This window comes from Vibrio sp. Vb1337 (assembly GCF_033338715.1).
GTDB lineage: Bacteria > Pseudomonadota > Gammaproteobacteria > Enterobacterales > Vibrionaceae > Vibrio > Vibrio alginolyticus.
Window position 1 is genome coordinate 15,458 of sequence record NZ_JAWOTD010000034.1, and the last position, 22,548, is coordinate 38,005.

Below are 22,548 nucleotides of genomic sequence, written 5' to 3' on the forward strand. Positions count from 1 at the left end.
TATCTCTATTTTCTCTTCCTGACTCACTTATTGCCATCAAAGCCTTCTTCTATTCCCCATTCTTCGGTTTTATCGACTTTTCCATCAAATCTGTTAGATACCATGTTTAAAATGGGCCTTTTTCATCTGAAAGTTTAGTACATTGCTCAGTTTTTATTCTCTTTTAGAGAACTGTGTTATCTGGGTTACCTATTGTTTTATAAGAATATATTTCTTTGCTTGCTTTGATAGATTAGAGAATGTGTTTCATATCCAAAGAAAAAAAACGCATTAGAGTGAAGATTCTATCTAGAATTTGCTATTTGATAACTTTATAATTCCCGCCAATCGATTACGCAACCGTTTACTTTTTACCTTTACAGGATTCGATCATGCTCGAGAGGCTTTTTAAACTCAGTGAAAATGGCACAAATGTGCGCACTGAGATCATTGCAGGTGTTACGACCTTCCTAACTATGGCTTACATTATTTTTGTAAACCCAGCGATCCTGTCGGATACCGGTATGGACCGTGGCGCCATTTTTGTTGCGACTTGTCTTGCTGCCGCAATCGGCTGTTTTATTATGGGATTTGTTGCCAATTACCCAATCGCACAGGCACCAGGAATGGGCCTGAACGCATTTTTCACTTACTCTGTTGTATTGGGAATGGGTTATACGTGGCAAGTTGCGTTAGCGGCTGTATTTGTTTCTGGCCTTCTGTTCATTCTTTTAAGCGTATTTAAGATCCGTGAGTGGATTATTAACTCGATCCCGCATTCTCTACGAACAGGTATTTCAGCTGGTATTGGTCTTTTCTTAGCGTTTATCGCATTAAAAAATGCAGGTATCGTCGTTGATAACCCAGCGACATTAGTTTCTATGGGAGAGATCACATCATTGCCATCTGTATTGGCCGCGATTGGTTTCTTTCTTACGATTGCATTGGTTCACCGTGGTGTGAAAGGTGCGGTGATGATCGCCATTCTTGGCGTTACAGCGCTTGGTCTTCTATTTGGTGATGTGCAGTGGGGCGGTATTATGTCAACGCCACCAAGCATTGCGCCAACTTTCATGCAACTGGATTTCTCTGGTTTGTTTGAAGTAGGCATGATTTCCGTCGTATTTGCTTTCCTATTTGTCGATTTATTTGACACCGCAGGTACGCTCGTTGGCGTTTCTCAAAAAGCAGGCCTAACTGATGAGAATGGCAACATCCCTCGTTTAAACAAAGCGTTACTTGCAGACTCAACAGCAACGTCAGTAGGTGCATTACTTGGTACCTCCAACACGACATCTTATATTGAAAGCGTTTCTGGTGTAGCTGCGGGTGGGCGTACTGGTCTAACAGCCGTGGTTGTTGGTGTACTCTTCCTACTTGCTCTATTGTTCTCACCACTTGCGGGTATGATCCCTGCTTATGCAACGTCAGGTGCGCTATTCTATGTGGCGATCTTGATGCTGTCTGGGCTAGTAAGCATTGATTGGCGTGACCTAACTGAAGCGTCCCCAGTTGTTGTGACTTGTTTAGTTATGCCGCTAACATTCTCGATTGCAGAAGGTATCACGTTAGGCTTTATCGCATACGCGGCGATCAAGTTATTCAGCGGTAAGGGCCGTGAAGTGTCGATGAGTGTATGGGTGATGTCAGCCATCTTCATCGTTAAATACCTCGTCGGTTAATTTCTCGAGCAAAAAGCCAGTGTGGATTTATTCACGCTGGCTTTTTCTTTTTTTACGTTGTTCACAGAAGACGGTTTTTCTGCGGAATAGGCAGAGAATTTTGATATCACCGTTGGTATTAGCGGTGTGTTTCGGTAGAATAATCGTTTGCGCAGCTTGAAATCCTCGTCTCCAAACATTTTGGAGAAGTTAGTGAGCATTCCGCTTTTGAGTGACTTCGCTAGATTTTGAGGATGCATATTTTCAAATTATTAGGTTATTACAATGAGTAAAAAATTCATTATCACTTGGGATGCAATGCAGACTTACTGCCGTGAACTGGCTGAAAAACAAATGCCAGCTGAGCAATGGAAAGGAATTTGGGCGGTAAGCCGCGGCGGTTTGGTTCCTGGCGCTATTTTGGCTCGTGAACTGGGTATTCGTTACGTTGATACAATCTGTATTTCAAGCTACGACCATGATCATCAGCGCGATATGACTGTACTAAAAGCACCTGAAGGTGATGGCGAAGGTTACCTAATCGTTGAAGACCTAGTAGACAGTGGTGATACAGCGCGCAAACTACGTGAGATGTATCCAAAAGCGAAAATGATCGCTGTGTGTGCGAAACCATCAGGCAAAGAGCTGCTGGATGATTACGTTGTAGATATTGCTCAAGACACTTGGATCGAGCAGCCTTGGGATATGTCAATCCAGTATGCTGAGCCAGTAAACCGCAAGCAAAAATAAGCGCGGTTAAAGAATATTGAGAAATGCCCCTTTATAGGGGCATTTTTTTTATTATGATATTAAATCATGCTAATAGCCTAGGGTTCTTCCTATGTCTGAAGACGTCAGTAAAAATCTTTCCGAAACTTTGTTCGTGAAACATAAGCAAGCAAAAGAAACCTCCGCGCTTACCCAGTACATGCCGACCAGTAAAAAAATACTTGATGAACGAGAAGCGCAGGGTGATCGTGCTTGGTATCGTCATTTGCGTCGCTTGCAATGGGCTTGGCAAGGATTGTCTCCGATCGAAATGGAAGGCGTACTGTCCAAAATTGCTTCATCATCTCACTCGCGAACCAATGATGATTGGTTAGACACTGTAATGGGTTATCACAGTGGTAACTGGACATTTGAGTGGATCAAGCTCGGTATGGATCATCAGAAGCGAGCAAATGAAATGCAAGGAGAAGAGGCAGCGGATGAACTCTTCACTGCTTCTTTGTGTTTTAGTATTGCAGGCTACCCACATTTAAAAAATGACAACTTGGCATCGCAAGCTCAAGTTCTGGCAAACAAAGCGTATTCTGACGGCGCAGAAAAAACTAAGTACACCATCAAGCAAATTGAAGTGCCTTACCAAAATCGCAAAATCATCGCGAACCTCCATTTACCAAGAACGGATAAACAGTTGCCTGTGGTAATGGTGAGCGCTGGTTTGGATACCCTACAAACCGACATGTGGCGTTTGTTCCGTAATCGTCTTGCACCGCGAGATATTGCGATGTTAACCGTGGACATGCCTTCGGTAGGGCATAGCTCTCATTGGCCCTTGACCGAGAATTCAAGTTGCCTACATCAAGCGGTATTGAATGAGCTTTACTCGCTACCTTGGGTTGATCATCACAAAGTGGGGTTAGTTGGGTTTCGTTTTGGTGGTAATGCAATGATCAGACTCTCTTTTGTCGAGCAGGAAAAGATCAAAGCTTGTGTCGCTCTAGGCGCACCCGTACATGATATTTTTACTTCCCCTCAGAAGTTACAAAAAATGCCGAAGATGTATTTAGATCTTTTGGCTTCCCGTTTGGGGAAAAATGCGGTTGATATTAATAGCATGGCTGGTCAGATGATGGCGTGGTCATTGAAGGTTCAGGGCTTCCTGAGCAGTCGAAAAACCAAAGTGCCTATTTTGGCTTTGAGTCTTGAAGGCGATCCAGTGTCGCCACACAGTGATAATCAACTTGTTGCTCTATTTAGCCAGTATGGTAGAGCAAAAAAAATCAGTTCCAAAACAATTACAAAAGGATATGAGCAATCCCTCGATTTAGCCATAAAGTGGCTAGAAGATGAATTATTAGGGTGACAATTCTCCTAAATTAGTTAAGAGTGATATATCTGAGCAAAAAATAAGCTCATGATAATTAAAAATAATAATCATTCTTGGGTGTTTACTTTTAACTATGAAAACGGAGATTCATATGTCAGAGACGACTCAGGGCCCGACTCACTTTCGCTTGATGTCAAAGTTGAAGGCGATAGGGCCTTACCTGCGCGAACCACAATCGCAAGAAGGGCGCTATTATTTTGATTGTTTATCTGTATGTGTAGACGACAAAAAATCGCCTGAGAAGCGTGAATTTTGGGGCTGGTGGATGGATTTGGAATCCATCGAGGGAGGCTTTACTGCTAAATATCATATTGGCAAGTACAACAAAGAAGGGCAATGGGTATCTGAAGCCCTTCCCAAAAAAGTGGTAGAGGAAGTGTATCTCACGCAGAGCACATTCCATCAAAAGCTGGTTGATACTTTAGAAGAACACTTCAAATTAGAAGTCGAATATCACACGGAGTCTTTCGATTTCGCTTAATTTGGTTGTTTTCATTTAATACCAAACAAAAAGGTGCGAAAACGCACCTTTTCTCTTGTTAATTCCCTATTTGATTGTTAAAACATCCTCTCTTTATTTGTTTTTCACTTCAGAAGACATCATGACAACGAATCAACAAAATGCAGTTGTTTCACAACCACAAACTGTCGTTGTGAAACTGGGTACAAGTGTGCTGACAGGCGGCACTCTGGCACTCGACCGTGCACACATGGTTGAGTTAGCACGCCAGTGTGCTGAGCTTAAAAAACAAGGCCATTCAATCGTAATGGTTTCGTCTGGTGCGATTGCAGCAGGCCGTGAGCATCTTGGTTACCCCGCATTGCCCAACGAGATGGCGAGTAAGCAGTTACTTGCCGCGGTGGGGCAGAGTCGCTTGATTCAAACATGGGAGTCTTTGTTTGGTATTTATGGTATCAAGATCGGCCAAATGCTACTAACCCGTGCCGATTTAGAAGATCGTGAGCGATTCCTTAACGCGCGTGACACTATTAATGCGCTCGTTGCGAACGATATTGTTCCTATCGTAAACGAAAATGATGCCGTTGCGACTAGCGAGATTAAAGTTGGCGATAACGACAACCTTTCCGCTTTGGTAGGCATTTTATGTGGTGCAGATAAGCTCTTGCTTTTAACGGACCAAAAAGGTCTGTTTACTGCTGACCCTCGTAGAGATCCGAACGCAGAGCTTATCAAGGAAGTAAAAACCATCGACGATACGCTGCGTAAAATCGCAGGTGGAAGCGGTACAACATTGGGTACTGGTGGTATGGCAACGAAGCTGCAAGCCGCAGACATCGCTCGCCGCGCAGGTATAGAGGTTATTATTGCTGCTGGTAGTGCGCCGAATGTTATCTTTGACTCTTTAAGTGCTGAACCTCAGGGCACGCGCTTCCTACCTTGCGCTGAAGCCTTAGAGAACCGTAAACGCTGGATTCTAGCGGGACCTGCGGCATCGGGCGACATCATTATTGATGATGGTGCAGTCAATGCTGTGGTCGGCAAGGGCAGTAGCCTACTTGCTAAAGGGGTCATCAAAGTTAGTGGTGACTTCGCACGAGGCGAAGTGGCGCGTGTAACAAACGCTCACGGTAAGTTGGTGGCTCGTGGCATCAGCGCCTACTCAAGTGATGACCTAACTAAAATTACGGGTAAGCACAGTAAAGATATCATCTCTATTTTGGGTCATGATTATGGCTCTGAGGTGATTCACCGCGATGATTTGGTCGTCATTCAGGAATAGAATTAGAGGGAAGCAAAGTGGATTTAACGAATATGGGTAAAGCTGCTAAAGATGCAGCTTTCGAATTAGCGACAGCGTCAACTGCGCAAAAAAACCAAGCATTAGCCATCATTGCTGATGAGCTAGAAGCAAACTCTGCTGCTATTTTGGCGGCAAACGCTAAAGACATCGAACTTGGCCGTGAAGCGGGTTTAACCGATGCGCTGCTCGATCGCCTTTTGCTTAATGAAGAACGATTGACTGCAATTGCGAATGATGTTCGCAACGTCATTAGCTTGAACGATCCTGTAGGCAGCGAAATAGACAGTAAGGTACTGGAAAATGGGATGTCACTGTCTCGTCGTCGCGTGCCGCTTGGTGTCGTGGGCGTAATTTATGAAGCGCGTCCAAACGTAACCATTGATATCGCAGCGTTGTGCTTGAAAACCGGCAACGCAAGCATTTTACGTGGTGGCAAAGAGACCTTTTTCTCGAATATGGAATTAGTGAAGGTTATTCAGTCTGCGCTCGCAAAGGCGAACCTTCCAGCCGCTTCTGTGCAGTACATTGAAAAACCAGATCGTGAGCTTGTTTCTCAATTGCTTAAGTTGGACGATTACGTCGACATGATCATTCCACGCGGTGGTGCTGGCCTACACAAAATGTGTAAAGAAAACAGCACGATTCCGGTGATTATTGGTGGCTTTGGTATCAGCCATATCTTTGTCGACGAATCCGCTGATCTAGAGAAATCCCTGAATGTGGTTGAGAACTCTAAAGTTCAACGTCCATCTGCGTGTAACTCATTAGATACGCTGCTCGTGCATGAAAAAATTGCAGCGCAATTCCTACCAATGATCGTAGAGCGCATGAACGATAAAGTGACCTTCGTGACAGAGCCTAAGGCAAAAGCACTGATGCCTCAAGCAACACAAATTCGCGATGCTGTTGAAGGTGACTTTGATACGGAATGGTTGAGCTACACTCTTGGTGTAAAAGTTGTGTCTGATGTGAAAGATGCCATTGATCATATGCGTGTCCATAACGCGAGCCACTCAGATGCGATCATGACCAATAGCTTGGAAAACTCAGAGCTGTTCATCAATTCTGTCGGTTCGGCGGCGGTTTATGTGAATGCTTCAACGCGCTTTACAGACGGTGCGCAATTTGGCCTTGGCGCAGAAGTCGCAGTATCTACGCAAAAGCTACATGCACGCGGTCCGATGGGCTTAGAAGAGCTAACTAGCTACAAGTGGGTTGGTAAAGCGAACTACTTAGCACGCAGTTAACACATTCGACGAGATCTTGAGTGAAAAAGGGGCCTTTGCGCCCCTTTTTGTTTTGTCTAACATACCAATTCCGCTACACTACATGAGCTTTTATTTCGGTTTGAAAGCGTTATACCCAAATAGCTTTAATAGAGTCCGTATAACCATGAACGCGTGGTTATCCGTGATTGCTCATGAGGTTATTTTGGTATAGATATGGAGGTGATATGCATTGTCCTTTTTGTTCCGAGAACGATACCAAAGTTATTGATTCCCGCTTAGTGGCTGATGGCCATCAAGTTCGACGTCGCCGTCAGTGCTTGGCGTGTAGCGAGCGTTTCACTACGTTTGAAAGCGCAGAGTTAGTGATGCCTAAAGTGATCAAATCGAATGGCAACCGTGAACCATTTGATGAAGATAAAATGGTTGGCGGTATTCAACGCGCTTTAGAGAAACGCCCAGTGAGTGCCGATTCTATAGAGTTAGCGATCAGTATGATCAAATCACAACTGCGTGCGACGGGTGAGCGAGAGGTTCCGAGTGAAATGATTGGTAATTTAGTCATGGACCAGCTCAAAGAGCTCGATAAGGTGGCTTACATTCGTTTCGCTTCCGTTTACCGCAGCTTTGAAGATATTCGCGAGTTTGGCGAAGAGATTGCCCGCCTAGAAGACTGAGTAGCTCATGACTCAACACACTCTTGAAAGAGCGTTTTCTGATTTAGATTTCGCCATGATGTCACGAGCTATTAAGTTAGCGAAACGTGGCATTTATACCACCGCCCCTAATCCAAATGTAGGGTGTGTCATCGTTCGTGATGAAGAAATTGTCGGTGAAGGTTATCACCATCGTGCTGGTGAGCCGCATGCCGAGGTGCACGCGATGCGCATGGCGGGTGAAAAAGCAGTTGGTGCAACCGCTTATGTGACGCTAGAACCTTGCTCTCATTACGGCCGTACACCGCCATGTGCCGAAGGGCTGATTAAAGCCAAAGTGGCACGTGTGGTTTGCGCCATGGTAGACCCAAACCCGAAAGTTGCAGGTCGCGGCATCCAGATGTTACGTGATGCCGGAATTGAAGTACAAATCGGCTTGTTAGAGCAAGATGCCCTTGCCCTTAACCCTGGTTTTATAAAGTACATGCGTACAGGCATGCCGTTTGTTCAATTAAAAATGGCAGCCAGTTTGGATGGGCAAAGCGCACTCAGTAATGGTCAGAGCCAATGGATCACCTCCCCAGCGGCCCGCCAAGATGTGCAGCGTTATCGAGCGATAAGTGGTGGCATTCTTTCTACTAGCAAAACGGTGATTGATGATAATGCATCACTCAATGTGCGCTGGGATGACTTACCTAATAGTGTTCAAGCGCAGTATTTACAAGAAGAGCTTCGTCAACCAGTACGTGTAATCTTAGACCGTCAGAACCATTTAACGGGTGCGCTCAAGCTGTTCCACACCGATGGAGAGCGAGTTATTATTCGCTCTGATGGAGACTGTATCCCTCTATTGGACAGCGCTGACCAAATTGACTTATCAACGACATTAAAACGTATCTCGGATGAGCACCACATCAATCACTTATGGGTTGAAGCTGGAGCTACGCTAGCGAGTGCGATGATAAAGGCTAATCTTGTAGATGAGCTCATTGTTTACCTTGCGCCAAAACTCATGGGCAGCGATGGTCGGGGGCTTATCGGTGCTTTAGGGTTAAGCGCTATGGCTGACGTCATAGATTTAAACATTACAGACGTTCGTATGGTTGGGGTAGACATTCGCATCACCGCCACCATAAAACGTAATGAAATTAGATAAGAAATAGTATGTTTACAGGAATAGTAGAAGCAGTTGGCAAGTTAGCTGCGATTACGCCGAAGGGCGAAGACATCACCGTCACGGTTGAAACGGGTACGCTTGATATGTCAGACGTTAAGTTAGGCGATAGCATTGCGACCAATGGTGTTTGCTTAACGGTAGTTGACTTCGGAAGCCACTATTACAGTGCTGATCTGTCATTAGAAACCTTGAAGAAAACTGGGTTTGCTGATTACCAAGTAGGCGATAAGGTGAATCTAGAAAAAGCCATGTTGCCAACAACGCGATTGGGTGGACATATCGTTTCTGGCCATGTCGATGGGGTTGGTGAAATTGTCGAACGCAATTCAGTTGGCCGTGCGATAGAGTTTTGGGTTGCAATGCCTGCGGAAATTAGCAAGTACGTTGCAGAGAAAGGCTCGATTACTGTTGATGGTATTAGCCTAACCGTCAACGACTTACGTAAAAATGCTTTTAAGCTGACGATCGTTCCTCATACGAGTGAAGAAACTACGATTGACCAGTTTCAAGTGGGGCGCAAAGTCAACTTAGAAGTTGATGTACTTGCGCGTTATATGGAGCGTTTACTGCAAGGACAACAAGAAGATAAGGCCGAGTCTCGTATCACGATGGACTTTTTACAGCAAAACGGTTTTGCATAAGTCTTGGGAGTGGCTGCGTGAGGCATGCGATAAAGAGCAGACTCACAGAACACCGCGAGATTCATTGACTTGCTTAATGCAAAGCTCAAACTATTGACCTAACTAGCATTCACTGCAACGTAATTTTTCATTGCTGTCGCAATAACAAATTTAGAATAACGGGATAACAGACTATGCCAATCAGTACGCCACAAGAAATTATTGATGATATTCGCGCAGGCAAAATGGTCATCCTAATGGATGATGAAGACCGCGAGAATGAAGGTGACTTGATCATGGCTGCCGAGCATATTACGCCGGAAGCCATCAACTTTATGGCAACCTATGGCCGTGGCCTGATTTGTTTAACCATGACCAAAGATCGTTGCGAAAGTCTAGGTCTGCCACCAATGGTGCAAGACAATAATGCGCAATACACCACCAACTTTACTGTTTCGATTGAGGCAGCAGAAGGGGTAACGACTGGTATTTCAGCCGCAGATCGCGCACGTACCGTTCAAGCAGCAGTCGCGCCAAACGCTAAAGCTGCGGATTTGGTGCAGCCTGGTCACATCTTCCCTCTCGCAGCTCAAGACGGCGGTGTACTGACTCGCGCAGGTCACACTGAAGCTGGCTGTGATTTGGCTCGTCTTGCTGGTTTAGAGCCAGCATCGGTGATTGTTGAGATCTTAAATGACGACGGCACGATGGCTCGTCGCCCAGATCTAGAGATCTTTGCAGAGAAGCACGGTATTAAATTGGGCACTATTGCCGACCTAATTGAGTACCGCAATAACACTGAGACAACGATTGAACGTGTGGCAGAGTGCAAGTTACCGACAGAGTTTGGTGAGTTCACGTTAGTCACTTACAAAGACACCATTGATAACCAAGTGCACTACGCAATGTGCAAGGGCGATTTGAAAGAAAAAGCGCCACTGGTTCGCGTACATCTTCAAGACGTTTTTACCGACTTACTACGTAGCGATCGTAATGCAGAGCGCAGCTGGACACTAGATAAGGCAATGAAACGCATTGGTGAAGAGGGCGGTGTGTTGGTTGTTCTTGGCCATGAAGAATCGACTGATCTACTTATTCATCGCGTGAAGATGTTCGAAGCGCAAGACAAAGGTGAAGCACCAACGCTTGCTAAAAAACAAGGCACGTCTCGCCGTGTTGGCGTTGGTTCACAGATTCTTGCGGATCTCGGTGTACATGATATGCGTCTTCTGTCATCGACCAACAAAAAGTACCACGCGTTAGGTGGTTTTGGTCTGAACGTTGTTGAGTACGTCTGCGAGTAACAACCGAACAATAAGTTCCTAGTCTTTGACGTGCTTAACTCGTCAATGGCTAGGAACCGGTGATTTGCCTCCAATTTCCATTAGATATTGCTCACAAATTTGTGCTAGAATCCGGCGATTCTCACTTGATGAACATATTTCACTTATAAATAGAGTTAAAGGAAAGCTTATGAAAGTGATCGAGGGTGGCTTCCCAGCGCCAAATGCAAAAATTGCTATCGTTATTTCTCGTTTCAACAGTTTTATTAACGAAAGCCTACTTTCTGGTGCGATCGATACACTAAAGCGTCACGGACAAGTAAGCGAAGACAACATCACGGTTGTGCGTTGTCCAGGTGCCGTAGAACTACCTCTAGTAGCTCAGCGTGTTGCTAAAACTGGCAAATTCGACGCTATTGTTTCTCTAGGGTCTGTTATTCGCGGTGGAACGCCTCACTTTGACTATGTTTGTAGTGAAATGAACAAAGGTCTAGCACAAGTGTCTATGGAATTCAGCATTCCAGTAGCATTTGGTGTTTTGACTGTTGATACGATCGATCAAGCGATTGAACGCGCAGGAACCAAGGCTGGTAATAAAGGTGCAGAGGCTGCACTAAGCGCACTTGAAATGATTAATGTACTATCTGAAATTGATTCCTAATGGGGGCCAGTGTGAAACCAGCCGCACGTCGTAACGCACGTCAATTCGCTCTACAGGCGATCTACTCATGGCAAATTACTAAAGAGAATGTTGCCAAGATTGAAGAACAGTTTTTGTCTGGCGACAAATACGATGAAGAAGAACTTCATGCATCTGAGCCAGCGCTTGCTGCTCCAGAGACAGACGTAGCTTACTTCCGTGAACTATTAAGCGGTGTTGTACTTAGCCACGCTGAGCTAGATAGCAAAATTCGTCCATACATCTCTCGTCCTATGCAGGATTTAGATATGATGGAACTTGCTCTTCTTCGCCTTGCTATGTACGAGATGACTCGTCGCGAAGATGTTCCTTACAAAGTTGTTATCAATGAAGCGATTGAACTTGCAAAAGTTTTCGCAGCAGAAGATAGCCACAAGTTTGTGAATGGTGTACTTGATAAAGCAGCACCTCACATTCGTAAGAAATAACGATTTCTTCAATGAAAAGGTCAGCACATGCTGACCTTTTTTGTATCAAAAGCTTTTACATCAAAAAGTAAGTGAATTATGTCTGGTGAATTTAATCTGATAGACAAGTACTTCGTCGGTCGTCAGAGCCAACGTAAAGATGTCCATCTAGCCGCTGGTGATGATTGCGCTTTGGTCAAAGCGCCAGCTAATGTTCAGATTGCGATTAGCACGGATACATTGGTAGCTGGAACGCATTTCTTAGCCGACGCGAACCCAGCATGGGTCGCACACAAAGCATTGGCTTCTAACATTAGTGATTTGGCGGCGATGGGCGCAACGCCTGCGTGGGTGAGCTTTGCATTAACGATGCCTGAGCCAGATGAAGAATGGCTTGCTCCTTTCTGTGATGCATTTTTCGAACTGGCTGATTACTATGGTATTCAGTTAATAGGCGGTGATACCACCAAAGGGCCATTGTGTCTGACACTCACGGTGCAAGGTTTTGTACCTGAAGACAAAGCGCTCACGCGATCCGGAGCCAAGCCTGGGGATTGGGTATACGTAACGGGAAACCTTGGCGATGCAAAAGCTGGCTTGGATGTGATTCTAGATGACTCTCTGCGCAGCAGAGCCGGCGCGGAAGCACTAGAGCGAGCTCATTACCTTAGTTCTCCGCGTGTGCTTGCTGGACAAGCTCTTGTTGGCTTAGCCTCGTCGGCGATAGATATTTCAGATGGTTTAATCTCTGATATTAAGCACATTTTACAGCGATCTCAGGTTGGGGTTAGTATTGATGTCTCTCAGCTACCGATCTCTTCAGAATTAGTTCAGTTTTTAGATGATAAGATCAGCGCGCAGCAGTATGCTTTAGCAAGTGGCGAAGAATACGAGTTGTGTTTTACCGTGCCGGAGCAAAATCGAGGCTCGTTACAAAGCGCTTTATCTCATACTGGCTGTAAGGTCACATGTATTGGTCAAATCCGACCAAATGGAACCTTCGAGCTGCATGATAACAATCAACCACTTGATTGGGACTTAAGTGGCTTCGACCACTTTAAATGATCTAAGCTAAGCTCTAGCCAAGAGCCTGTTACTATTGAGCAACTCACAGGCATGACGATTGAAACCAAACTAGCAGTATAGGTTTAAGGATATGACCAACCCTCTTTCTCTGATTTCATTAAAGAACCCGTGGCATCTATTGGCGACGGGTTTTGGCAGTGGATTATCCCCGTTTATCCCTGGAACAATGGGCACACTGGCGGCCGTGCCTTTCTTTTTGTTGTTGGCACAATTACCATTTACGGCGTATGTCATTGTTGTTCTGATTTCGTGTGTGATCGGCATTCAAATATGCCAAGTGACCTCTGCAGACATGAAAGTTCATGATCATGGTTCAATCGTATGGGATGAGTTTGCAGGCTTTTGGATTACGATGAGCATTGTACCTGCACTGAATATTCCACTCACTGAATGGAAGTGGTTGATCACTGGCTTCATCTTATTTCGTTTTTTCGATATGGTAAAACCTTGGCCAATTGGGTGGCTAGATAAGCGAGTTCACGGTGGGCTGGGTATTATGGTTGATGATATCGTGGCGGGAGTTATGGCCGGTGTTGCCCTGTTTCTAGTCGCAAAATATGCGGGCTGGATGAATTAAACGTTGACCGTAAAAAAAGGGATGCTATGAGCATCCCTTTTTACATTCTATTTTGCTAAATAATCCAAGATGGATTTTTCAATTCCTTTTGCATCGAGACCAAGCTCTTCATGCAGTTCATCTTGTGTTCCCTGATGAATAAACTCATCTGGTAAACCTAGGTTCAACACAGGTTTAATGATTTTATCTTTCATCATGAACTCAACGACACCAGCACCAGCACCACCCGCGATAACATTTTCTTCTAACGTCACGAGCACGTCATGATCTGCGGCTAGTTGACGAATCAATGCCTCATCGAGCGGCTTCACAAAGCGCATATCAGCAACAGTGGCGTTAAGGTATTCTGCCGCTTCTAGCGCGTTACCCAAGAAAGTACCAAAGTTCAGAATAGCAACTTTTTCACCTTGGCGAACCATGCGTCCTTTACCGATTTCTAAAGCCGTAAACTCAGTTTCGATTTCTACGCCCATGCCGCTACCACGAGGGTATCGAACCGCACTCGGGCCAGAATGCTTATGGCCAGTGTAAAGCATTTGTCGGCACTCGTTTTCGTCGCTTGGCGCCATGATCACCATGTTCGGAATACAGCGCATAAAGCTCAAATCGAACGCACCTTGGTGAGTTTGACCATCTGCGCCAACGAGACCTGCGCGGTCGATCGCAAACATCACTGGTAAGTCCATGATCGCGATGTCGTGGATCAATTGGTCATAACCACGTTGCAAGAAAGTCGAATAGATAGCAACGATTGGATGATCGCCCGCAATTGCCATGCCTGTTGCCAGTGTCACTGCGTGCTGCTCAGCAATCGCCACATCAAAGTATTGATCTGGGTACTCTTTTGAGAAACGCACCATACCTGATCCTTCGCGCATTGCTGGCGTAATTGCCATTAGCTTAGGATCTTGGGCCGCCATGTCACATAAAAAGTCACCGAAGATCTTTGAGTAAGTTGGCTTACCGCCACTGCTCTTCGGCAGACAATTATGCGTTGGATCGAATTTAGGAACACCATGGTAGCCGATAGGATCTTTCTCGGCAGGCTCATAACCTTTGCCTTTCTTGGTCATGATGTGTAGGAACTGAGGACCTTTGAGCTCACGCATATTTTTCAGCGTTTTGACGAGTTCATTGACGTCGTGTCCATCAATCGGGCCAATGTAATTAAAGCCGAACTCTTCGAACAGAGTACCAGGCACTACCATGCCTTTTAGGTGCTCTTCCGTACGGCGAACCAACTCTTTAATAGGTGGGACACCAGACAGCACTTTCTTGCCGCCTTCACGGATAGAAGTGTACAAGCTGCCAGAAAGTACTTTCGCAAGGTGGTTATTCAGGGCGCCGACGTTTTCTGAAATCGACATTTCGTTGTCGTTCAAAATCACCAACATATCAGGATGAACGTCGCCAGCGTGGTTCATGGCTTCGAATGCCATGCCTGCTGTAATTGCGCCATCACCAATCACACTGACGATTTTGCGACCTTTACCTTCTTTTTGTGCGCTGATGGCCATGCCAAGACCTGCACTAATCGATGTCGAAGAGTGGCCGACAGATAAGGTGTCATATTCACTTTCTTCACGCCAAGGGAAAGGGTGTAGACCATCCTTTTGGCGAATTGTTGGCATTTTATCGCGACGTCCGGTGAGGATTTTATGCGGGTAAGCCTGATGACCAACATCCCAGATCAATTTGTCGATAGGGGTGTTGTAAACATAATGCAGAGCGACAGTTAGCTCCACGGTGCCTAAGCCAGACGCTAAGTGTCCGCTAGATTGGCTCACTGAATTTAGCAGATACGTTCGCAGTTCATCACACAGATTTGGTAATGTTTCTTTCGGAAGAAGACGTAATTCTTCCGGTGTATTTGCTAACGCCAGTGTTGGGTACTTTGAAATATCAAGAGTCATATAAATGCGCGCTTATAGTGTTAATTTTTGCGCTCGATGACATATCGGGCGAACTCTTCGAGTAACTGAGTATTGTATGGGATAGCTTCCAATGCTTGAAGTGCTTCCTGTAACAGAGTGTGAGCTTTCTCTATGGCTCCCTCTAAACCCAGCAGGGAAGGATAAGTGCTCTTATTCAGACCTTGGTCGGAACCTTGAGGCTTACCCAGTGTTTCTGTGTCACTGATGATATCAAGAATATCGTCTTGAACCTGAAACGCCAAACCAATTGCTTTTGAGTAGCGCTCCAAGTGAGGTAGAACCTCGATACCTTTCTCACCAGCAGCTAATGCACCTAATTTTACCGCACAATCAATCAGAGCTCCGGTTTTTTTACGGTGTATCTCTTCCATTTCTTCAAGAGAAACTTGGCGATTTTCCGCGCCTAAATCTAAGGCTTGCCCTACACACATGCCGCTGGCACCAGAGGAATGCGCTAAGGCTTTGATCATGTTGATGCGTTGAGCTTCAGCCGCCGGGCTTAATTGACCATCAGCAATAATAGTGAAGGCAAGAGTTTGTAGTGCGTCACCTGTCAGTATTGCGGTTGCTTCATCAAACTTAATATGACAAGTTGGTTGACCTCGACGCAGTTCATCATCGTCCATGGCTGGCAGATCATCATGAATGAGTGAGTAGGCATGTATACATTCGATAGCAGCGGCGGGGGTGTCTAAGTCTTCAGGTTTACAGCCGAGCATTTGACCTGTGATGTAAACAAGAAAAGGGCGAACGCGTTTTCCACCTAGCAAAAGGCCGTATTTCATTGCTTGAATCAATGGCTGCTCTTGATATGGAAGCTGATCGAGCCACAAATTCAATTGCTGATTGTTTCTTTGTTGAAAAGACGTCAATGTCTGTTGCATCACATTGCTCACTACTGATTGTTATTCTGAATCTGGTTTGAAGTCACTCAGTGGTGCTTCATCATCTTCACTAAGAAGAATGCTCACGCGCTGTTCGGCGTCGCTTAATTTAGTTTGGCCTGCACGAGCTAAGGCAATGCCTCGTTCAAACTTACGCAGGGCATCATCTAGAGCAAGATCGCCATTTTCTAATTGATCAACCAAGCTATCAAGCTCTTCAATGGTTGCTTCAAAGGTCATGTTTTCTGGTTTCTTGACCGCCATCTTTTTTCTGCCTTAATCAAGCCTCGGGTAAGATGCACGAAAGTTACCTTAGCCTAGTAACTTGGTCAAATTTAACCTTATATAATTGTCACAAAATTAGCGTTCAACGAGTCTAAGCGGTGAAACCCCATATTTTGGTTGAGGTTGTTAAGTGTAATTTGTGATCCATTAGCTAAGATTTTTCTAAAAATTCTGCGCGAGTTGTCGATACAGGTAATAATCCGCCCAATGGCAGTATTTGAGTATAGCGTGAGGAGTGCTTTGTGGATTTAGCAACCCTATTAGGTTTGATTGGTGGTTTTGCATTCGTCATTATGGCGATGGTGCTTGGTGGCAGCATCGGCATGTTTGTCGATGTCACGTCGATCCTTATTGTCGTTGGTGGCTCAATATTCGTCGTGTTGATGAAGTTCACAATGGGACAGTTTTTTGGTGCGACAAAGATTGCTGGCAAAGCCTTCATGTTTAAAGCGGATGAACCCGAAGACCTGATCGCAAAAATTGTGGAAATGGCCGATGCGGCGCGTAAAGGTGGTTTTCTTGCTCTTGAAGAGATGGAAATAAACAACACATTCATGCAGAAAGGCATTGATCTACTGGTTGATGGCCATGATGCCGACGTTGTGAGAGCGGCACTCAAAAAAGACATCGCGCTTACGGATGAACGACATACGCAAGGTACTGGCGTATTTCGCGCCTTTGGCGACGTTGCTCCTGCGATGGGAATGATTGGCACCTTGGTTGGTCTTGTTGCGATGCTTTCAAACATGGATGACCCTAAAGCGATTGGACCAGCAATGGCCGTTGCACTCTTGACCACATTGTATGGCGCGATCCTGTCCAATATGGTGTTTTTCCCTATTGCGGATAAGCTTTCTCTTCGCCGTGACCAAGAAACGCTAAATCGCCGTTTGATCATGGATGGCGTATTAGCGATTCAAGATGGCCAAAACCCGCGAGTGATCGATAGTTACTTGAAGAACTACCTCAATGAAGGTAAACGTGCCCTTGAGATTGACGAGTAACTTGGAGAGTCGTGATGGATGATGAAGATAACAAATGCGATTGTCCGCCACCCGGTCTCCCGTTATGGATGGGGACATTCGCGGACTTAATGTCGCTACTGATGTGTTTCTTTGTTCTTCTACTCTCGTTTTCTGAGATGGATGTACTGAAGTTCAAACAAATTGCAGGATCAATGAAATTTGCCTTCGGTGTGCAAAATCAGCTTGAAGTGAAAGACATTCCCAAAGGTACTAGCATTATTGCCCAAGAGTTTCGACCGGGTCGGCCGGAACCAACTCCGATTGATGTCATCATGCAGCAAACCATGGACATCACTCAGCAGACGCTCGAATTTCATGAAGGGGAGTCTGATCGAGCTGGTGGCACAAAACGTGATGAAGGCAAGTTAACGGGTGGGCAATCGCCAGAAACGTCAACTCAAAACAATGAATCTGCCGAAGCGGACATGCAGCAACAGCAATCTAAAGAGATGTCGCAAGATATGGAAACCTTGATGGAAAGCATCAAGAAAGCCTTAGAGCGAGAGATTGAACAAGGCGCCATTGAAGTTGAAAACCTCGGTCAGCAGATTGTTATACGTATGCGTGAAAAAGGTGCATTCCCAGAAGGTTCGGCCTTCTTGCAGCCTAAGTTTCGCCCTTTAGTTCGTCAGATTGCAGAGCTAGTAAAAGATGTGCCAGGCATTGTTCGAGTATCTGGCCATACAGACAATCGACCGCTAGATTCGGAACTTTATCGTTCTAACTGGGATCTCTCTTCTCAGCGCGCAGTATCAGTCGCGCAAGAGATGGAGAAAGTGAGAGGCTTCTCTCATCAACGTTTAAGAGTACGAGGCATGGCGGATACGGAGCCCTTGTTACCGAATGATTCTGATGACAATCGCGCACTTAACCGACGGGTTGAAATCAGCATTATGCAAGGCGAGCCTCTCTACAGTGAAGAAGTGCCGGTAATTCAATAACTAGGCTTTAGTTTTAAGTCAGTAAAGAGACAAGAAAGCGAGCAGATTGCTCGCTTTTTTTGTTTTTCCAATCCGCTTGGGTGTATAATCTTGCGCCTTAAAAGTGAGCTCAGACTACTTTTTGTGACTGAAACGCGGTTTTACTGCGTATGAAGTATTGAAGTTGAGTGTCACTCTTTGTTGATTGCGAAACTAACCTGCGAATTAGACTATGAAATTTATTGTAAAGCCCCATCCAGAAATTTTTGTAAAAAGTGAATCTGTGCGTAAGCGCTTCACAAAGATTTTAGAGTGCAACATTCGTAACATCATTAAGAGCCGCACGGAGTCTGTCGCGGTATTTAACCGTCGTGATCACATTGAAGTGACCTCTGAGAGTAACGAATTCCACGCTGAAGTTCTTGAGGTTTTGACTCATACACCAGGCATTCACCACGTACTGGAAGTGAAGCAAACTGAATTTAAAGACTTGCACGATATCTTCGAGCAAGTGCTAGAACTCAACCGTGCTGCACTCGAAAATAAAACCTTTGTTGTACGTGCGAAGCGTCGTGGCAAGCATGACTTTACCTCCATTGAACTAGAGCGTTATGTAGGCGGTGGTTTAAATCAAGCGATTGAAAGCGCTAGTGTTAAGCTACGAAACCCAGACGTGACGATCAAGGTAGAAGTCTCGAACGACAAGCTAAACCAAGTATTGTCTCGTCATAAAGGCCTAGGTGGTTTCCCTCTGGGTACGCAAGAAGACGTGTTAAGCCTGATCTCGGGTGGTTTCGACTCTGGTGTTTCAAGCTATCTTCATATCAAGCGTGGTTCAAAAGTACATTACTGCTTCTTTAACTTAGGTGGTCCAGCACACGAAATCGGCGTTAAGCAGGTTTCTCACTACCTATGGAACAAATACGGTTCTTCAGCAAAAGTACGTTTTATCTCAGTTGATTTCGAACCTGTGGTTGCGGAAATCCTAGAGAAAGTCGATGACGGCCAAATGGGCGTGATCTTGAAGCGTATGTTTATGCGTGCAGCAGGCATGATCGCTCAGAAGATGAAGATCGAAGCATTGGTAACAGGTGAAGCACTAGGTCAAGTATCGAGCCAAACACTAACCAATCTACGCCACATCGATAACGTAACTGACACGCTGATTCTGCGTCCACTTATCAACTGGGATAAAGAAGACATCATCAATCTAGCACGTGAAATCGGCACAGAAGATTTCGCCAAGACAATGCCAGAATACTGTGGTGTTATCTCTAAGAAGCCAACCGTGAAAGCGGTGAAAGGCAAGCTAGAAGCTGAAGAAGAGAAATTCGACTTTAGTATCCTTGAGCAAGTGGTTCAAGAAGCTCGCATGATGGACATTCGTGATATCGCGAAAGAGTCTGAGCAAGCCGCACCAGAAGTAGAGCAAGTTCAAGCGGTAGAAGAGCACGCGGTTGTGCTAGATATTCGTAGTCCTGAAGAGGAAGACGATAACCCACTTGAAATCGAAGGTGTGGATGTGAAACATATCCCTTTCTACAAGCTGGGTACACAGTTTGGTGACTTAGACCAGTCTAAGACATACTTACTTTACTGTGACCGCGGTGTGATGAGCCGTCTGCAAGCGCTTTACTTGCAAGAGCAAGGCTTCAGCAACGTAAAAGTTTACCGTCCATAGCTGACTGATAAAATACGTTAAAAGGCGCAAATTGAGACATCAATTTGCGCCTTTTTTGTTTTTGATCGCGTTACAGACAACCATTACTTAGCATAATGTTGAGGCTTATCGCAAAGCCATACACTTTGTGTTGATATAACGATAATTAATCCGAAAGAAGAGTAATAAAGTGATATTGCTGCCAGATATGCGGATGAGATTTTTGATAGATAAAAAAACACCGCCTAATTTAGGCGGTGTAACAAATTTGACAGACAGGTCAAAAATAAATACAGGAAGTATATGTTTTGTCACAGGGAGTGTGGACAAAACATTATGGTAGAAATCTACCTAACTCGAAATACGAGTTTGCAAACACAACATCGCAACAACGAAGCCAATTGATTTCCAAAGAAATCAAGCCGTTCAGGCCCGTGTTGCGGGGTGAAATATAGAATTTATCTGGCTGTTCGACAACGGACATTTTATAATGTTTCAGATTAAAAAAACTAATCCTATTAGAGGTCCCATATGTCTCGCAGATTGCCTCCATTAAATTCGCTTCGAGTCTTCGAAGCGGCTGCTCGTCATCTCAGTTTTACACGAGCAGCAGAAGAGTTATTTGTTACTCAAGCCGCGGTCAGTCACCAGATTAAAGCGCTTGAAGAGTTCTTATCATTGAAGCTCTTCCGTCGACGTAATCGTTCTTTGTTGTTAACAGAAGAAGGCCAAAGTTACTTTCTCGATATCAAAGATATTTTCACCTCGATTGCGGAAGCGACAGATAAGGTGTTGGAACGTAGCGAAAAAGGGGCATTGACGATTAGCCTACCGCCGAGTTTTGCTATCCAATGGCTTGTACCTCGTTTGGCCGATTTTAATGCTCAAGAGCCCGATATCGATGTACGTATTAAAGCCGTAGATATGGATGAAGGCTCACTGACTGATGATGTTGATGTGGCGATCTACTATGGCCGTGGGAACTGGCCAGGTTTGCGAGCAGATAAATTGTACCAAGAGTTTTTGATCCCACTTTGTTCACCTTCATTACTTTTGGGTAACAAACCATTAGAATCTTTAAGTGACCTCAAATTACATACTTTGTTACACGATACTTCGCGTAAAGACTGGAAGCAGTTTGCTCGTCATTACAACATTGAAGGCATCAACGTAAACCACGGTCCTATTTTTAGTCACTCAACGATGGTGCTACAGGCTGCTGCGCACGGTCAGGGGGTCGCGCTCGGTAACAACGTACTCGCCAAACCTGAAATGGAAGCCGGACGACTCATTGCACCATTCGACGAGGTGTTGATATCTAAGAATGCATTCTATGTGGTGTGTCATGAACAGCAGGCAGATATGGGCCGAATCGCAACGTTTAGAGACTGGATGTTAGCAACCGCGAGAAAAGAACAAGAGGAAGTATTGGATGAATCACTGGATAGCTGAGGGGCCTGAAAACGGACCGCTGTTTATTTTTGCTCACGGCGCAGGTGCGGGGATGGAGCATGACTTCATGACAGCTGTCGCCAAAGGATTAGTGGAGCAAGGTATTCGTGTAGTGCGTTTTAATTTCCCTTACATGGTGAAACGTTCGGAAGATGGCAAAAAGCGTCCGCCCGATCGCGCGCCAAAGTTGCTCGAAGCATACAGCGAAGTGATCGCTCACTTTACTTCTTCTCCCGTGGTTATTGGTGGTAAGTCAATGGGCGGTCGTATGTCGAGCTTGTTGGCTGAAAATGAGCTGGTGGCGGGCATTGCCTGTTTAGGGTTTCCATTTCACCCACCAGGAAAGCCAGAGAAATACAAAGGCGAGCACTTAGCAACCATTGAGAAACCTACGCTGATTCTGCAAGGGGAACGAGACACCTTTGGTAAGCGCGAGGAATTCGATGATTTCGTCCTTTCGTCACAAGTAACGGTGAGCTTTTTACCTGATGGTGACCACAGCTTCAAACCGCGCAAGATCTCAGGTCATACTGAAGTGGGTAACATTGCACTCGCGATAGAGCAGTTAGCGGCGTTTATAAAAGAGGTGTACAGTGAAAAGTAAGTGGTTACTCTCATTCTCTGGATTGTCTGGGCTAATTTCGGTCGCTCTTGGAGCATTTGCTGCTCATGGGCTAAAAGCGACACTGGCCCCTTATTTGCTCGGTGTATTTGAGACCGGAGTTCTGTATCAATTTATTCACACGTTGGCGATTGTGTTTTGTGCCATTCTGCTTCTGCTCAATTTGGGACAAAAAGCACAAAAATATTTTTTCATTGCGGCGATTTGCTTTATTATCGGCATCTTTTGTTTTAGCGGCAGTCTTTACGCGCTGGCGCTGACGGGCATTAAGTGGTTTGGGCCAATTACTCCTGTGGGAGGATTACTGTTCATGATTGGTTGGTGTCTGTTCTTTTTTGCTGCGTTCAATATCAAAGAGGTCTCCAAGTGAAACAACTAATGCTCTATTGCCGTTCTGGCTTTGAGAAAGAGTGTGCTGGTGAAATTCAGGACAAAGCGACACAGTTGGAAGTGTATGGCTTCCCTCGTGTGAAGAGAAACTCAGGTTATGTTGTCTTCGAGTGTTACCAAGATGGAGA

At 45.2% G+C, this 22,548-nt stretch carries 23 protein-coding genes and 1 pseudogene; 21 read left to right on the plus strand and 3 right to left on the minus strand.

Annotation, left to right across the window (positions count from 1 at the left end; all coding sequences use genetic code 11):
- Positions 1-371: 371 nt before the first annotated feature.
- The 14 genes from R7E42_RS22825 to pgpA all read left to right on the plus strand — a co-directional run bounded on the left by R7E42_RS22825 (position 372) and on the right by pgpA (position 13,248).
- Complete coding sequence (locus R7E42_RS22825) at positions 372-1,661, plus strand: NCS2 family permease (RefSeq protein WP_005381592.1); 1,290 nt, start codon at positions 372-374, stop codon at positions 1,659-1,661.
- A 264-nt stretch (positions 1,662-1,925) separates the two neighbouring features.
- Positions 1,926-2,390, plus strand: coding sequence for an oxytetracycline resistance phosphoribosyltransferase domain-containing protein Tet(34) (gene tet(34) / locus R7E42_RS22830; RefSeq protein WP_005381590.1), 465 nt, complete (start codon positions 1,926-1,928; stop codon positions 2,388-2,390).
- A gap of 91 nt (positions 2,391-2,481) precedes the next feature.
- Positions 2,482-3,729: an esterase FrsA gene (gene frsA, locus R7E42_RS22835; protein WP_005381586.1), complete on the plus strand. Its 1,248-nt coding sequence runs from the start codon at positions 2,482-2,484 to the stop codon at positions 3,727-3,729.
- 115 nt (positions 3,730-3,844) lie between these two features.
- Positions 3,845-4,234, plus strand: a complete 390-nt coding sequence (crl, locus tag R7E42_RS22840) for a sigma factor-binding protein Crl (protein WP_005381584.1) — start codon at positions 3,845-3,847, stop codon at positions 4,232-4,234.
- 121 nt (positions 4,235-4,355) lie between these two features.
- The gene (proB, locus tag R7E42_RS22845) at positions 4,356-5,495 is read left to right on the plus strand and encodes a glutamate 5-kinase (RefSeq protein ID WP_017820604.1); all 1,140 of its coding nucleotides are present in this window, start codon (positions 4,356-4,358) and stop codon (positions 5,493-5,495) included.
- 17 nt (positions 5,496-5,512) lie between these two features.
- Positions 5,513-6,763, plus strand: coding sequence for a glutamate-5-semialdehyde dehydrogenase (locus R7E42_RS22850; RefSeq protein ID WP_017635685.1), 1,251 nt, complete (start codon positions 5,513-5,515; stop codon positions 6,761-6,763).
- A gap of 206 nt (positions 6,764-6,969) precedes the next feature.
- On the plus strand, positions 6,970-7,419 hold the full coding sequence (nrdR, locus tag R7E42_RS22855; RefSeq protein WP_005381578.1) for a transcriptional regulator NrdR: 450 nt from the start codon (positions 6,970-6,972) through the stop codon (positions 7,417-7,419).
- 7 nt (positions 7,420-7,426) lie between these two features.
- Entirely contained in the window at positions 7,427-8,554 is a 1,128-nt protein-coding gene (ribD, locus tag R7E42_RS22860; RefSeq protein WP_318073020.1) for a bifunctional diaminohydroxyphosphoribosylaminopyrimidine deaminase/5-amino-6-(5-phosphoribosylamino)uracil reductase RibD, read from the plus strand.
- 8 nt (positions 8,555-8,562) lie between these two features.
- Complete coding sequence (locus R7E42_RS22865) at positions 8,563-9,216, plus strand: riboflavin synthase (protein ID WP_005383626.1); 654 nt, start codon at positions 8,563-8,565, stop codon at positions 9,214-9,216.
- 173 nt (positions 9,217-9,389) lie between these two features.
- On the plus strand, positions 9,390-10,499 hold the full coding sequence (gene ribBA / locus R7E42_RS22870) for a bifunctional 3,4-dihydroxy-2-butanone-4-phosphate synthase/GTP cyclohydrolase II (RefSeq protein ID WP_005381573.1): 1,110 nt from the start codon (positions 9,390-9,392) through the stop codon (positions 10,497-10,499).
- Positions 10,500-10,668: 169 nt separating this feature from the next.
- Positions 10,669-11,139 carry a 6,7-dimethyl-8-ribityllumazine synthase gene (ribE, locus tag R7E42_RS22875; protein ID WP_005381572.1) on the plus strand — a complete coding sequence of 157 codons (471 nt, stop codon included), beginning with the start codon at positions 10,669-10,671 and terminating at the stop codon, positions 11,137-11,139.
- A complete protein-coding gene (gene nusB / locus R7E42_RS22880) occupies positions 11,139-11,606 on the plus strand; it encodes a transcription antitermination factor NusB (protein WP_005381571.1) in 468 nt (155 codons plus the stop codon). Before ribE ends, nusB begins: the two co-directional genes overlap by 1 nt.
- 78 nt (positions 11,607-11,684) lie before the next feature.
- Positions 11,685-12,650, plus strand: a complete 966-nt coding sequence (thiL, locus tag R7E42_RS22885; protein ID WP_005381570.1) for a thiamine-phosphate kinase — start codon at positions 11,685-11,687, stop codon at positions 12,648-12,650.
- 91 nt (positions 12,651-12,741) lie between these two features.
- Positions 12,742-13,248, plus strand: coding sequence for a phosphatidylglycerophosphatase A (pgpA, locus tag R7E42_RS22890; protein WP_031780838.1), 507 nt, complete (start codon positions 12,742-12,744; stop codon positions 13,246-13,248).
- Between the two features lie 47 nt (positions 13,249-13,295).
- Here the strand turns inward: pgpA and dxs are convergent, their stop codons facing one another.
- Genes dxs through xseB form a run of 3 tightly spaced genes read right to left on the minus strand, consistent with a single transcriptional unit; the run spans position 13,296 to position 16,330 of the window.
- Positions 13,296-15,161 carry a 1-deoxy-D-xylulose-5-phosphate synthase gene (gene dxs, locus R7E42_RS22895; RefSeq protein ID WP_005383623.1) on the minus strand — a complete coding sequence of 622 codons (1,866 nt, stop codon included), beginning with the start codon at positions 15,159-15,161 and terminating at the stop codon, positions 13,296-13,298.
- Positions 15,162-15,181: 20 nt separating this feature from the next.
- Entirely contained in the window at positions 15,182-16,066 is an 885-nt protein-coding gene (ispA, locus tag R7E42_RS22900; RefSeq protein WP_005383621.1) for a (2E,6E)-farnesyl diphosphate synthase, read from the minus strand.
- A 21-nt stretch (positions 16,067-16,087) separates the two neighbouring features.
- Positions 16,088-16,330: an exodeoxyribonuclease VII small subunit gene (gene xseB / locus R7E42_RS22905; RefSeq protein ID WP_005381566.1), complete on the minus strand. Its 243-nt coding sequence runs from the start codon at positions 16,328-16,330 to the stop codon at positions 16,088-16,090.
- 263 nt (positions 16,331-16,593) lie between these two features.
- On the opposite strand from xseB, the gene pomA reads away from it, so the two are divergent.
- The 7 genes and pseudogenes from pomA to R7E42_RS22940 form a co-directional block, all read left to right on the plus strand.
- Positions 16,594-17,355 carry a flagellar motor protein PomA gene (gene pomA / locus R7E42_RS22910; RefSeq protein WP_005381564.1) on the plus strand — a complete coding sequence of 254 codons (762 nt, stop codon included), beginning with the start codon at positions 16,594-16,596 and terminating at the stop codon, positions 17,353-17,355.
- Between the two features lie 14 nt (positions 17,356-17,369).
- The gene (locus R7E42_RS22915) at positions 17,370-18,317 is read left to right on the plus strand and encodes a flagellar motor protein MotB (protein ID WP_318073021.1); all 948 of its coding nucleotides are present in this window, start codon (positions 17,370-17,372) and stop codon (positions 18,315-18,317) included.
- A 211-nt stretch (positions 18,318-18,528) separates the two neighbouring features.
- Positions 18,529-19,977: a tRNA uracil 4-sulfurtransferase ThiI gene (thiI, locus tag R7E42_RS22920; RefSeq protein ID WP_005383617.1), complete on the plus strand. Its 1,449-nt coding sequence runs from the start codon at positions 18,529-18,531 to the stop codon at positions 19,975-19,977.
- Between the two features lie 510 nt (positions 19,978-20,487).
- A complete protein-coding gene (locus R7E42_RS22925; protein WP_005383616.1) occupies positions 20,488-21,408 on the plus strand; it encodes a transcriptional regulator GcvA in 921 nt (306 codons plus the stop codon).
- Positions 21,389-22,012 carry an alpha/beta fold hydrolase gene (locus tag R7E42_RS22930; protein ID WP_005383614.1) on the plus strand — a complete coding sequence of 208 codons (624 nt, stop codon included), beginning with the start codon at positions 21,389-21,391 and terminating at the stop codon, positions 22,010-22,012. Before R7E42_RS22925 ends, R7E42_RS22930 begins: the two co-directional genes overlap by 20 nt.
- Positions 22,002-22,400, plus strand: a complete 399-nt coding sequence (locus R7E42_RS22935) for a DUF423 domain-containing protein (RefSeq protein WP_025768894.1) — start codon at positions 22,002-22,004, stop codon at positions 22,398-22,400. The genes R7E42_RS22930 and R7E42_RS22935 overlap by 11 nt, the downstream gene beginning before the upstream one ends.
- Positions 22,352-22,548, plus strand: a pseudogene (locus R7E42_RS22940) (23S rRNA (cytidine(2498)-2'-O)-methyltransferase RlmM); the annotation flags it as partial. The gene R7E42_RS22935 and the pseudogene R7E42_RS22940, both read left to right, overlap by 49 nt.